General features: G+C 74.5%; 10 protein-coding genes. 6 read left to right on the forward strand and 4 right to left on the reverse strand.

The genetic code is table 11. The features are described 5' to 3' along the window. The first annotated feature begins 69 nt into the window (after nucleotides 1-69). Both AWW66_RS10785 and npdG read left to right on the forward strand, forming a co-directional pair. Entirely contained in the window at nucleotides 70-1500 is a 1431-nt protein-coding gene (locus tag AWW66_RS10785; RefSeq protein ID WP_067363620.1) for an RNB domain-containing ribonuclease, read from the forward strand. A gap of 249 nt (nucleotides 1501-1749) precedes the next feature. After that, nucleotides 1750-2448, forward strand: coding sequence for an NADPH-dependent F420 reductase (npdG, locus tag AWW66_RS10790; RefSeq protein ID WP_067363623.1), 699 nt, complete (start codon nucleotides 1750-1752; stop codon nucleotides 2446-2448). Nucleotides 2449-2583: 135 nt separating this feature from the next. Here npdG and AWW66_RS10795 read toward each other — a convergent pair whose 3' ends face one another. The 4 genes from AWW66_RS10795 to AWW66_RS10810 form a co-directional block, all read right to left on the reverse strand. Further along, nucleotides 2584-3075: a hypothetical protein gene (locus tag AWW66_RS10795; RefSeq protein WP_067363626.1), complete on the reverse strand. Its 492-nt coding sequence runs from the start codon at nucleotides 3073-3075 to the stop codon at nucleotides 2584-2586. A gap of 127 nt (nucleotides 3076-3202) precedes the next feature. Further along, nucleotides 3203-3700 carry a hypothetical protein gene (locus tag AWW66_RS10800; protein WP_067363629.1) on the reverse strand — a complete coding sequence of 166 codons (498 nt, stop codon included), beginning with the start codon at nucleotides 3698-3700 and terminating at the stop codon, nucleotides 3203-3205. Nucleotides 3701-3807: 107 nt separating this feature from the next. After that, nucleotides 3808-4692 (reverse strand): 3-methyl-2-oxobutanoate hydroxymethyltransferase, encoded by an 885-nt coding sequence (gene panB, locus AWW66_RS10805; RefSeq protein WP_067363632.1) that lies wholly within the window; start codon nucleotides 4690-4692, stop codon nucleotides 3808-3810. A 100-nt stretch (nucleotides 4693-4792) separates the two neighbouring features. Continuing rightward, a complete protein-coding gene (locus AWW66_RS10810; protein ID WP_067363635.1) occupies nucleotides 4793-6553 on the reverse strand; it encodes an NAD+ synthase in 1761 nt (586 codons plus the stop codon). Nucleotides 6554-6738: 185 nt separating this feature from the next. Between AWW66_RS10810 and glnA the strand changes: the two genes are divergently transcribed. The 4 genes from glnA to AWW66_RS35960 all read left to right on the forward strand — a co-directional run bounded on the left by glnA (nucleotide 6739) and on the right by AWW66_RS35960 (nucleotide 12767). Beyond that, complete coding sequence (gene glnA / locus AWW66_RS10815) at nucleotides 6739-8088, forward strand: type I glutamate--ammonia ligase (RefSeq protein WP_067363638.1); 1350 nt, start codon at nucleotides 6739-6741, stop codon at nucleotides 8086-8088. A 93-nt stretch (nucleotides 8089-8181) separates the two neighbouring features. Beyond that, on the forward strand, nucleotides 8182-8607 hold the full coding sequence (locus tag AWW66_RS10820) for a DUF350 domain-containing protein (RefSeq protein ID WP_067363641.1): 426 nt from the start codon (nucleotides 8182-8184) through the stop codon (nucleotides 8605-8607). Nucleotides 8608-8644: 37 nt separating this feature from the next. Beyond that, nucleotides 8645-9337, forward strand: coding sequence for a helix-turn-helix transcriptional regulator (locus AWW66_RS10825; protein ID WP_067363644.1), 693 nt, complete (start codon nucleotides 8645-8647; stop codon nucleotides 9335-9337). A 91-nt stretch (nucleotides 9338-9428) separates the two neighbouring features. Beyond that, the gene (locus AWW66_RS35960; RefSeq protein ID WP_067363647.1) at nucleotides 9429-12767 is read left to right on the forward strand and encodes an NACHT domain-containing protein; all 3339 of its coding nucleotides are present in this window, start codon (nucleotides 9429-9431) and stop codon (nucleotides 12765-12767) included. Nucleotides 12768-12800: the final 33 nt, after the last annotated feature.

Consider the following 12800-nt stretch of genomic DNA (forward strand, 5'->3'; position numbering starts at 1 on the left):
CGCCCCCCGCGATGTGTTCCGCCCACGTCCGGGTAGGCGGATCACGCCCGGCGCTGCCAGGATTGGTCCGTGGTCATCCGACGGGTACTGGCACCCCGCATCGACTTCGGCGCGCTCCGGCGCGAACTGGGGCTGCCCGAGGAGTTTCCGTCCGCCGCGCAACGGGAGGCCGACGAGGCCGCCGCCGCGCCGCTGCCCACCGGGATCGACGACCGGACCGACGTACCGTTCGTCACCCTCGACCCGGTCGGGTCCCGCGACCTCGACCAGGCGATGCACCTCAGCCGCCGGCCCGGCGGCGGCTACCGGGTGCGGTACGCGATCGCCGACGTGGCCGCCCACGTCCGGCCCGGCGGCGCGCTGGAGGAGGAGACCTGGCGGCGGGGGCAGACCGTGTACCTGCCGGACGGGAACGTACCGCTGCACCCGCACACCCTCAGCGAGGGCGCGGCGAGCCTGCTGCCCGACGTCGACCGGGCCGCCGTGGTGTGGACAATCGACCTCGACGCCGACGGCGGCACCGTCGCGGTCGAGCTGGCCCGCGCCCGGGTCCGCAGCCGCGCCCAACTCGACTACCCCGGGGTGCAGGCCGCCGCCGACGCCGGTCGGCTGCCCGAGCCGATCGCCCTCCTACCGGAGCTGGGCACCCTGCTGACCGCCCGTGGCCTGCGCCGGGGCGCGATCAACCTGCCCCTGCCCGAGCAGGACGTCGAGCCCGACGGGGACGGCTGGCGGCTGGTCCTGCGGGCACCGGTGCCGATGGAGGAGCACAACGCGCAGATCTCCCTGCTCACCGGGATGGCCGCCGCCGAGGTGATGCTCGCCGGCCGGATCGGGCTGGTGCGGACGATGCCCCCGCCCAGGCCCGAGGCGGTGCAGCGGCTCCGCGCCGCCGCCGCCCCGCTGGGCGTGGCCTGGCCGGAGGGCACGGCGGTGGGGGAGGTGCTGGCCGGGCTGGACCCCGCCCAGCCCCGGGCCGCCGCCTTCATCGACCAGGCGGCCGAGCTGATGCGCGGCGCCGCGTACACCGCCTTCGACGGGGAACGGCCGGAGCAGCCCGAACACGGCGGGGTGGCCGCCGCGTACGCCCACGTCACCGCGCCGCTGCGGCGGCTGGCCGACCGGTACGCCACCGAGGTCTGCCTGGCCCTGCACGCCGGCCGCCCGGTGCCCGACCACGTCCGGGCGGCCCTGCCCCGGCTGCCCGAGGTGATGGCGTCGACCGACCGCGCCGCCGGCGCCGCCAGCCGGGGCGCGATCGAGCTGGCCGAGGCGGTCCTGCTCGAACACCGGGTGGGGGAAACCTTCGACGCGGCGGTCCTGGACGTCACCGCCCCGTCGAACGGGCGACCCGGTCGCCGCCCCGGCGGCACCGTGGCGCTGGACGACCCGCCGGTCCGCGCCCGCTGCACCGGTGAGCTGCCGCTCGGCGACCGCATCCGGGTACGCCTGGTCACCGCCGACCCCACCACCCGCACCACCCTCTTCACCCACCCCTGACCCGCCCCACTGCCCCGCCCGCCCCCGGTACCCCGCGCCCCGGTGCCCCGGTGCCCCGGTGCCCCGGTGCCCCCGCGATCTTGCAGTTGCCGCCCAGGCAAAGGGGGCATAACGGAATTGTCGTGGATCCAAAGTGCAAGATCGCGAGGGCGAGGGCGAGGGCGGGGGACGCGGGAAGCGGGGGCAGGGATCGCGCGGGGGCGGGCGGGGTGGGTGCCGGGGTGGGGTGGGTTTTGCGAGGATGTCCGGATGGCATATGACGCGAGCACGCTGCCCGACGTGTCCGGGCTGACCGTCGGCATCATCGGCGGGACCGGCGACCAGGGGCGGGGGCTGGCCTACCGGTTCGCCCGCGCGGGGCAGACCGTCCTGATCGGGTCCCGGTCCGCCGAGCGGGCCGTCGAGGCGGCGCGGGAGATCGCCGCCCTGCCCGGGGTGCCGGCCGGTGCCGGGGTCGACGGCGGCGACAACGTCGAGGTGGCCCGGCGCAGCGACGTCGTGATCGTCGCGGTGCCGTGGGACGGGCACGCCGCCACCGTGGCCGCCCTGGCCGAGCCGCTCGCCGGCAAGATCGTCGTCGACTGCGTGAACCCGCTCGGCTTCGACAAGCAGGGCCCGTACGCGCTCACCGTCGCCGAGGGCAGCGCCGTGCAGCAGGCCGCCGCGCTGCTGCCCGACTCCCGGGTCTGCGCCGCGTTCAACCACGTCAGCGCGCCGCTGCTGGCCGACCCGACGATCGACCGGATCGAGCTGGACGTGCTCATCTGCACCGAGGAACGGGACCTGGTCGGGGTGGTCGGGGCGCTCGCCGCCCGGATTCCCGGCATGCGCGGGGTGTACGCGGGCCGGCTGCGCAACGCCCACCAGATCGAGGCGTTCACCGCCAACCTGATCGCCATCAACAAGCGGTACAAGACCCACGCCGGGATCCGGGTCACCGACCTCTGAGTCACCCGCGCCGGCGGGTGGTCCGGCCCGGCTGAGTCACCCGCGTCGGCGGGTGGTCCGGCCCGGCCGGGGCCGGGTGTGCACGTTGCGGCCCCGCCGGCATGCCGACGGGGCCGCGTCCGGTGGAACCGGTCGTCAGAGGCTGACGGTGACGCCGTGCTTCTTACAGGCGGCGTCGAGGTCCTTGCCGGCCTTCTCCGCGGCCGGGTCGTCGGCGACCGCCGCCGGGTCCGCCGCCTTGGCGGTCTTGCCGAGGTCGGCGGCGACCACCTTCAGGGCCGGGGCGACCTCGCTGTCCGCGCCGCCCGTGGGGACCAGGGCGGAGAGCTTCTGCTCCAGCTCGGTCATGATCTCCTTGGTCGCCGTCGTCAGCGCGCTCTCGTCGGTCGCGGCCTTGGTCACCGCCGCCGTCAGCTTGTCCCGCATCTCGGCGCTGGTCCGCTGCACGGCCTCGCAGAGCTCCTTGTCGCTCACGGTCTGCGCGGCCGGGGTCGCGGCGGCCGGGGCGGCCGAGGAGGAGGTGGCGGCCGGGGCGGCCGAGTCCGAGGTGTCCTCGCCGCCGCAGGCGGTGAGGGTCAGAAGGGTGGCGCAGGCAAGGGCGACGGGAAAAGCACGGAATCGAATCACGGGCGGGAACGATATCGGATTCCATGAAGGACGGTCGAAGGGCCCCTGAACGGGCGGCAAACCCGTCCCGCCCACGGTGCGGCCCCGCCGTCCGTCCTGTCCGGGGCCGCACCTGATGGGCCGGCCGTCAGAAGTTGACGGTGACGCCGACCTTCTTGCACGCGGCCGTGAAGTCCTTGCCCGCCTTCTCGTTGGTCGGGGTGTCCATGGCCGACAGGGGATCGCTGGCGGCCGCCGCCTTGTCGATCTGCGTGGTGACGGCCGTGAGGGCGGTGACCACCGCGCTGTCGGGCTTGCCACCGGCCATCGCCTCGGACAGCTTCTCCGACATGCCGGTCAGCAACTCCTTGACCTTCTCCGGGGCTGGCTCCGTACCGGCCATCGCGGTCTTGACGAGGGCCTCGGTGCTCTCGGTGGCGGCCTTCTGCGCCGCCTCGCAGACCTCCTTGTCGCTCTTCGAGTCGGCCGCCGGGGCCGAGGATGGAGCGGCGGCGGAAGTGGCCGGGGCGGCGGAGGTGGCCGGGGTGGTGGTGCCGGCTGCGGCCGGGGTCGCGTCCTCCTCGCCACCGCAGGCGGTGAGGGCCAGCAGGGAGACACAGGAAAACACCAGAACAAAACTGCGCATTCGTTTCACGGGTGCGGACCCTATCCGATGCGGCGCGGTCCGGTTGCCCCGTCCGCACGGCTGGCCGGCCGGCGGCCCCGGACGGCCGGGGCCGCCGGCCGGGCGGCTCAGAAGGTGTGTTCGGCCGCCGGGAACCCGCCGCCGCGTACCTCGTCGGCGAAGGTGCGCGCCGCCTGGGACAGGGCGCCCGCCAGGTCGGCGTAGCGCTTCACGAAGCGCGGGGCCTTCCCGGTACGCAGACCGGCCATGTCCTGCCAGACCAGCACCTGCGCGTCGGTGTCGGGGCCGGCGCCGATGCCGACGGTCGGGATCTCCAGCTCGGCGGTGACCCGCTTCGCCACCTCGCCCGGCACCATCTCCAGCACCACCGCGAACGCGCCCGCCTCGGCGACCGCCCGCGCGTCGGCGAGCACCTCCTCGGCGGCGTCGCCGCGCCCCTGCACCCGGTAGCCGCCGATGGTGTGCTCCCGTTGCGGGGTGAACCCGACGTGCGCCATCACCGGGATGCCGGCTCCGGTGATCGCGGCGACCTGCTCCACGTACCGGCGACCGCCCTCCAGCTTGACGGCGTGGCAGCCGCCCTCCTTCATGAACCGGACGGCGGTGCGCAGCGCCTGCGTCGGGCCCTCCTCGTACGAGCCGAACGGCAGGTCACCGACGACCAGCGCGTGCCGGGTGGCCCGGACCACCGCCCGGACCAGCGGCAACAGCTCGTCGGCGGTGACCGGCACCGTCGTGTCGTAGCCGAAGACGTTGTTCGCCGCCGAGTCGCCCACCAGCAGCACCGGCACCCCGGCCGAGTCGAAGATCGACGCCGTGTACTGGTCGTACGAGGTGAGCATGGGCCAGCGCTCGCCGCGCTCCTTGGCGGCGAGCAGGTCGCGGGTACGGACCCGGCGGGTGACCGGCCCCCCGTAGAGGGCGGTCACCTCCGCCGGGGCGGTCGACGCGGAACCGTCCGGCGTCAGGCCGGTCGGCGTGGACTCCACCATGACTGTCTCCTTCCTCGAGGCCGCTGGCGCGGTCCCCGGGCTCCGCCGTCATCGTCACACCGTCGGCGCGACGGTGACAGGCGGCAGTGGAGGATGTCACTCAGCCGCGTTCGCGCCACCGGTTGGTGATCGGCAGCCGCCGGTCCCGGCCGAAGGCCTTCATCGAGATCTTCGTGCCGGGGGCGGACTGGCGGCGCTTGTACTCGGCGGTGTCCACCATCCGCAGGACCTTGTCCACCACCGCCGGGTCGTGGCCGGACTCGACCAGCCCGTCCCGGCCCAGGTCGCCGTCGACGTACCCGATCAGGATCGGGTCGAGCACGTCGTAGTCGGGCAGGGTGTCGCTGTCGAGCTGCCCGGGGCTCAGCTCGGCGCTGGGCGGCTTGCCGATCGAGTTCTCCGGGATCGGCGGGGTGTCCCCGCGCCGGGTGGCCTCGGCGTTGCGCCACTTCGCCAGTCGCCAGACCAGCGTCTTCCACACGTCCTTGATCGGGTTGAACCCGCCGACGGAGTCGCCGTACAGGGTGGAGTAGCCCACCGCCAGCTCGCTCTTGTTGCCGGTGGTGAGGACCAGCGGGCTCTCCTGGTTCGACAGCGCCATCAGGATCACGCCCCGGACCCGGGCCTGGAGGTTCTCCACCGCCACCCCGGACAGCGACATGTTGGCCAGGAAGGTGTCCACCATCGGCTGGATCGGCTCCACCCGGAAGTCCAGCCCGGTGCGCTTGGCCAGCTCGGCCGCGTCCTCCCGGGAGTGCTCCGAGGAGTGCTGGCTGGGCATCGACACCCCGACCACCCGCTGCGGGCCGAGCGCGTCCACCGCCAGGGCGGCGACCACCGCCGAGTCGATGCCGCCGGAGAGGCCGAGCACCACCGAGGGGAAGCGGTTCTTGTCGACGTAGTCGCGCAGGCCCAGCACCAGGGCCTGCCACACCTCCGCCTCGTCGGCCACCGGCTCGATGATCTCGCCCCGGGCGGCCGGGCCGGTCGGGGCGGGCAGCTCCTCGCTGACCGTGACCCGGGTCACCCGCATCCCGTCGGGCAGCTCGCCGTCGGTGGTCGCCGGCCCGCTCGCCGCCGGCAGCTCCACGTCCTGCACGACCAGGTGCTCGACGAACTGCGGGGCCCGGGTGAGCAGGGTCCCGTCCGGCGTGACGATCATCGAGTCGCCCTCGAAGACCAGCTCGTCCTGGCCGCCGATCATGTTCACGTACGCGATGGTCGCCCCGGCCTCGGCGGCCCGGCGGCGCACCAGCGGCAGCCGGACGTCGTCCTTGTTCAGCTCGTACGGCGAGCCGTTGATGTTGACCACCAGCCCGACCCCGGCGGCGCGGGCCACCGCGAACGGGCCGCCGGCCTGCCACAGGTCCTCGCAGATGGTCAGGGCCACGTCCACCCCGCCGACCCGGGCCACGCTGAGGGTGTCCCCGGAGACGAAGTAGCGGTCCTCGTCGAAGACGCCGTAGTTGGGCAGGTGGTGCTTGAAGTAGGTGGTCGCCACCGTGCCGCCGTGCAGCAGCGCGGCGGCGTTGCGCGCCCCCCGCCCCGGCTCGGCGTCCCCGCTGACCTGCGGCGGGCCGTCGGCGTCCAGGTACCCGACGACGACCGCGACCTCGCCCAGGCCGTCCGCGGCGAGGTCGGTGGCGAGGCGGCGCAGGGCGGCCTGCGACGCCGCCACGAACGACCGGCGGAAGACCAGGTCCTCCACCGGGTACCCGGTCAGCACCATCTCCGGGAACGCGACGAGGTGCGCGCCGGCGTCGGCGGCGCGGCGGGTCCAGGAACGGATCAGGTCGGCGTTACCGGCAAGATCGCCAACGGCCGGGTTGACCTGGCAGAGTGCGAGACGCAGGGTGGGCATGACCTCATCTTGCCCCAGTAGGGTGGCCCCGACACGTCGGCCGGGCGGTACCGGTGGGCGTGGGACACCCCGGGACGCCGCGCCGAAGGGTCGCGTAACGTCTGCGTAACGGGGTCAATGGAGACTGGGCGGTCAGGTCGCCTCGACCAGGCCGGTGGCGGACAACAGTGTCGCGAGGAGTGGAAGTGGACCGTCAGCAGGAGTTCGTCCTCCGCACGCTGGAAGAGCGCGACATCCGGTTCGTCCGGCTGTGGTTCACGGACGTGCTGGGCACGCTCAAGAGCGTCTCGGTGGCTCCCGCCGAGCTGGAGGCGGCCTTCGACGAGGGGATCGGCTTCGACGGCTCGGCGATCGAGGGCTTCGCCCGGGTCTTCGAGTCGGACATGGTCGCCATGCCCGACCCGACCACCTTCCAGGTCTTCCCCTTCGAGGGCGGGGTCAGCGGCGAGAGCGCCCGGATGTTCTGCGACATCCTGCTCCCCGACGGCGGCCCGTCCTGGGCCGACCCCCGGCACGTGCTGCGCCGGATGCTCTCCAAGGCCGCCGACAAGGGGTTCACCTTCTACACCCACCCCGAGATCGAGTTCTTCCTGCTGGAGAACGGCCCGCTGGACGGCGCGGTGCCGGTCCCGGTGGACACCGGCGGCTACTTCGAGCACACCACCCACGCGGTGGCCCGCGACTTCCGCCGGCAGGCGGTGCTGGCGCTGGAGCGGATCGGCATCTCGGTGGAGTTCAGCCACCACGAGGTCGCCCCCGGCCAGCAGGAGATCGACCTGCGCTACGCCGACGCGCTGACCACCGCCGACAACATCATGACCTTCCGGCACGTGGTCAAGGAGGTAGCGCTCTCCACCGGCGTGCAGGCCACCTTCATGCCGAAGCCCTTCACCGACCAGCCCGGCAGCGGCATGCACACCCACCTGTCGCTGTTCGAGGGGGAACGCAACGCGTTCCACGACGCCGGTGACCCGATGAAGCTGTCGAAGGTGGCGAAGTCGTTCATCGCCGGGCTGCTCATGCACGCCCGGGAGTACACCGCCGTCACCAACCAGTGGGTCAACTCGTACAAGCGGCTCTTCCCGCAGGCGCTGCCGGACCGGATCACCGAGAGCCCGGCGTACGTCTGCTGGGGTCACCTCAACCGGTCCGCGCTGGTTCGGGTGCCGGCGTACGGCAAGCCGAACTCGGCCCGGGTGGAGGTCCGCTCGCTGGACTCGGCGACCAACCCGTACCTGGCCTTTGCGGTGCTGCTCGGGGCCGGCCTCAAGGGCATCGAGGAGGGCTACGAGCTGCCCCCGGGGGCCGAGGACGACGTCTGGTCGCTGACCGCCGCCGAGCGCAAGGCGATGGGGTACGAGGCGCTGCCGGAGAACCTCGCCGAGGCGATCGACGTGATGGCCGGCTCCGAACTGATCGCCGAGGTGCTCGGCGAGCACGTCTTCGACTTCTTCCTGCGCAACAAGCGCGCCGAGTGGGAGCAGTACCGCCGCGAGGTCACCCCGTACGAGCGGCAGCGGTACCTGTCCCTGTGACCCTCGGGGCTGCCGGGGCTGGCACGGTGGGGCTATCGTCTCGGTCACCCGTGCCGGCACCCCCGCCGGCCGTCGGTGGTCGGGAGGCAGTCGGTGCTGGAGGACCTGCTCAGCGGAGCCTGGCAGAGCGTGGTGTTCGGGGTCGTCGGGGTGGCGCTGATGGCCGCCGGTTTCGGCCTGGTCGACCTGCTCACCCCCGGCCGGCTGCGGGAGCTGATCTGGGTACGCCGTAACGGGAACGCGGCCCTGCTGCTCGCCGCCAACCAGCTCGGCATCGCCGGGATCGTCTTCACCGCGATCCTCACCAGCTACCACGACTTCGCCAAGGGGCTCGCCTCGACGGTCATCTTCGGGCTGATCGGGCTGGGCATCATGGCGCTGGCCTTCGTCGTGCTGGACCTGCTCACCCCGGGTCGGCTGGGGCAGATCATCGCCGCCGACGAGACCCACCCGGCGGCGAAGGTCAGCGCCGCCACCCACTTCGGGGCCGCCCTGATCGTCTGCGCCTGCATCGCCTAGACCTTCGGTGTCGCAGCCGTGGCGTAGCGTCCCCGGGGTGAACCGGACGGACCGTCTCTACGCCCTGGTGGAGGAGTTGCGGGCGGTGTCGCCCCGGCCGCGCAGCGCCCGGTGGCTCGCCGGGCGCTTCGAGGTCAGCTCCCGCACCATCGAGCGCGACATCGGCGCGTTGCAGCAGGCCGGGGTGCCGATCTGGGCCGAGCCGGGGCGCACCGGCGGGTACGTCGTCGACCGCGCGCACACCCTGCCGCCGGTCAACCTCACCGCCGCCGAGGCGGTGGCGATGGCCGTCGCGCTGCACCGGCTCGGCGGCGGCCCGTTCGCCGCCGCCGGGGCCACCGCGCTGCGCAAGCTGCTGGCGGTCATGCCGGCCACCGACGCGGCCGGGGCCCACCGGCTGGCCGCCCGGGTGCACCTGATCGGCGGCGGGCCGGCCGGGCCCGTCCCGGCCGTCGTCGCCGACGCGGTCACCGCCGGCCGGGTGCTGCGGATCGGGTACGCCGACCAGCACGGGACGGTCTCGGTCCGCGACGTCGAGCCCGTCGGCTACCTCGGCAACCCGATCCACTGGTACCTGGTCACCTGGTGCCGGCTGCGCTCCGCCCCGCGCTGTTTCCGCACCGACCGGATCCGCGAGGTGACGACGCTGGACGAGCCGGTGACCCGGGAGCTGCGCGGGGCGGACCTGGGCATCCCGCCGGGGCACCTGCGCTCGCTCAGCCTGGTCTGACCAGTCGGCGGGCCCGCTGCCGAATCGGGTGGCGTCGACGTGAGCCATCGGTGATCATGATGGGTCCACCGTTCTCCGGGGGAGGAATCCGGTGTCCGACACGCTCAGCTACGCCGACGCGGTCCGGTTGCTCGGCGGCGGGAGGAGCAGGTTCGTCGACTGGGCCGACCGGGTGACCGGCTGGACCCTGCTGGGCGCCTCGGCGGCCGGGGTCGGGGACGCGCTGGGCATCTTCGACGCCAAGGCCGAGCTGGTCCGGCTCGGTCACGACCTGGTACGCGGGGTCGCCGAGCAGCGCTCCGGGCTGTCCCGGTACGGGCGCACCCAGCGGTTGGCGGCGGCCCACGCGGTCCTCGTGGTGACCGCCTTCTTCGAGGCGCTGGACGGCATCGAGCTGCCCGTGGATGCGGCCCGCGCCCGGATCACCGCGGCGGAGAAGCTCTCCCTGGCCGGGGCGGGGCCGGTCGACCCGGCGGCGTTCACCGGGGCGCTGTTCGCCACGGCGGCCCCCACGCCCGGCCCGCACCTGCCGTACCCGCGGTTCCGGGCGGCGGTGACCGCCTTCCACACCGACCTGGCCGACCGGCTCGGCCGGTTCCTGCACGGCCTGAGCGTCTGGGACGAGGCCACCGACGGCGAGCGCCGCCGCACCGGGCAGGCGCTGGGCCAGCTTCCCGAACTGGCCGCCGAGCGGCACCGGGAGCTGCTGGCCCGGCTCGCCGTGGACTTCCCCGAGGTGGGCTTCTGGATCGGGCTGCACGAGCACGAGGCCACCCGGGCGCAGGTCCAGGCGCTGGGCACCGGGCTGGACGAGATGCGCCGGCTCCTGCGGGAGATCTCCACCGGGGCGCCGGCGGAGCACCTGCGCGCCGCGCTCGCCGCCGCGTACGGCGCGGAGCTGGGGCGGCCGATCATCGCCGCCGGGGACGACGTCCCGGCCGGGCTGCGGGTGCCGCCGCTCGGCGCGGCGTACGTACCGCCGCTGTGCCGCATCGTCGAGCTGACCCCGGGCGCGCGCCCCAGTGACGAGTCCTGGTGGGACGGGCAGCCGCTGCGCGACGACCTGTGGCAGTCGCTCGTCGTGCACCTCACCGCGCCCGGCGCGGTCCGGGCCCCGCTGCTGGTGCTCGGCCAGCCCGGCTCGGGCAAGTCGGTGCTGACCCGGGTGCTCGCCGCCCAGTTGCCGGCCGCCGACTTCCTGGTGGTGCGGGTGGTGCTGCGTGACGTGCCCGCCGAGGGTGAGGTGCAGGACCAGATCGAGCAGGCGGTCCGCCAGGACACCGGGGAGCGGGTCGACTGGCCGGCGCTGGTCCGGTCGGCCGGGGACGCGATGCCGGTCGTGCTGCTGGACGGCTTCGACGAGCTGCTCCAGGCGACCGGCGTGAGCCAGACCGACTACCTGCTGCGGGTGGCCGCCTTCCAGCGGCGCGAGGCCGCCCAGGGGCGGCCGGTCGCGGTGCTGGTCACCAGCCGGACCAGCGTCGCCGACCGGGCCCAGTCGCCACCGGGCACGGTGGCGGCCCGGATCGAGCCCTTCGACGAGGGACGGGTGCACGCCTGGGTGCACACCTGGAACCGGACCAACCGCGAGGCGTTCCAGCAGGTCGGGGTGGCGCCGCTGGAGCCGGCGGCGGTGCTGGCCCACCCGGAGCTGGCCGGGCAGCCGCTGCTGCTGCTGATGCTGGCCCTGTACGACGCCGAGGGCAACGCGCTGCGCACCGCCGGCCGGTTGCGCCGGGGCGAGTTGTACGAGCGGCTGCTGCGCCGGTTCGTCACCCGCGAGGTGACCAAGCGGCGGGTCGGGCTGCCGCAGCGGGAGCGGGACGACGCGGTCGAGGCGGAGCTGCGGCGGCTGGCGGTGGTGGCGTTCGCCATGTTCAACCGGCGGGCCCAACAGGTCACCGGGGCGGAGCTGGAGGCCGACCTGGCGGCGTTGCCAATCGGCGGCGGGCCCCCGGCCGACCGGGCCGGGCTGCGGCCCCCGCTGCGCGCGGCCGAGCTGCTGCTGGGCCGGTTCTTCTTCGTCCACCGGGCACGGGCCTCCGTCGGGGGCGACCAGCGGGAGACGTACGAGTTCCTGCACGCCACCTTCGGCGAGTACCTGGTCGCCCGGTTCACCGCCACGGTGGTCGACGACGTGGTGGCCCGGGAGACCGCCAGCAGTCTCGGCGGCTCCGAGGCCCCCGCCGACGACCTGGCGTACGCGCTGCTGTCGTACGCGGTGCTGACCACCCGCGCGCCGGTGCTCGGCTTCCTGGCCGAGTCGCTGGCCACCGGCGGCGACGCGCGGCGGGCCGCCTGGGCGCGGGTGCTCCTGCGCCTGTACCGGCAGGTCCCGGCGCTGACCGGCGGCCGGCGGTACGACGGGTACCGGCCCCGGGTCCTGCCGGTCACCGCCCGGCAGGCCGCGTACCGCGCCAACCTGCTGCTGCTCACCATCTGCGCGGCCGGCGAGGTCTCCGCCCGGAGCCTGTACCCGGACACCACGGAGGTGGTCGAGTCGTGGCGGGTGCAGGTGCGGTTCTGGCGCTCGCAGCTCGGCACGGAGGGCTGGCAGAGCCTCGTCGACTGGCTCGCCCTGGAGCGCTGCCGCGACGAGCGGGGGCGCTACGTGGTGGTCTCCCGCGACGACGGCTCCTTCACCGTCCCGCCGGTCGACCTGGCCTGGACGTACGACCGCCGCCCGCCCGCCGGGCCGGACCCGGGCCGGGAACCGCACCCGGTGGCCGTGGCCACCGTCCGCGACCTCGCTGCGCGGCTGGCCCGGGGCGTGCACCTGGAGTGCGGGGTGGCCGACGACACCGCCCGGCACGCGCTCGCCCCGCTGACCACCCACCTGCCGTCGGCGCTGGGGGACCTCGTCGACCCCGGCTCGGGCGGGCTGACCTCGGCCGCGCACACCCTGCTCGACCTCTGGCTCCTGCCGGTGCGCCACACCACCGCCGAGGACCGCGCGACGGTGTACCTGCGGTGCGCTGCGATCGCCGCGACGCTGCGGGCCACCGGGCGGGAGCACGTCGCGGCGCAGCACGTGACGTTGCTGCTCGACCGGCTGGCGGAGGACCAGGACGCCGATCCCGGGCTGGTGGTCGAGGTGCTGCACACCACCCGGTTCAGCCTGCTCACCCCGCAGGCCCGCCGGGGCGGGCTCCGGTGTCTCCTCACCGCCCTCGGCCGGGACAGCGTGTCCGACGTGGTCCTGGCCGACCTGGTCCACGAGGGGTACCTCCGGGAGGGTGGCGGGCCGGACTGGTTCGACGAGCTCGCCGCCGAGGTGGTGGTCCGGCTGCACGAGCAGGGGCTGCCGAGGGAGCGGGTCTCGCCCGCCGAGGCGGCGCGCTTCCGGGAGCGGTACGGGGACCGGCGGCCCGACCTCGTCGCGCGGCTGCGGTCGGTGGCGGACCGTTCGTCGTCCGCCGTCACGTCCTGAGGAAACACCGACAGGACGGTGTCGGGGCGGGGG

It is taken from the genome of Micromonospora rosaria, from assembly GCF_001567585.1.
Taxonomy (GTDB): domain Bacteria; phylum Actinomycetota; class Actinomycetes; order Mycobacteriales; family Micromonosporaceae; genus Micromonospora; species Micromonospora rosaria.

Coding starts and splice junctions, on each gene's coding strand:
- AWW66_RS10810 (WP_067363635.1), bottom strand. CDS start 6,553: ATGCCCACCCTGCGTCTCGCACTCTGCCAGGTCAACCCGGCCGTTGGC.
- panB (WP_067363632.1), bottom strand. CDS start 4,692: ATGGTGGAGTCCACGCCGACCGGCCTGACGCCGGACGGTTCCGCGTCG.
- AWW66_RS10800 (WP_067363629.1), bottom strand. CDS start 3,700: ATGCGCAGTTTTGTTCTGGTGTTTTCCTGTGTCTCCCTGCTGGCCCTC.
- npdG (WP_067363623.1), top strand. CDS start 1,750: ATGGCATATGACGCGAGCACGCTGCCCGACGTGTCCGGGCTGACCGTC.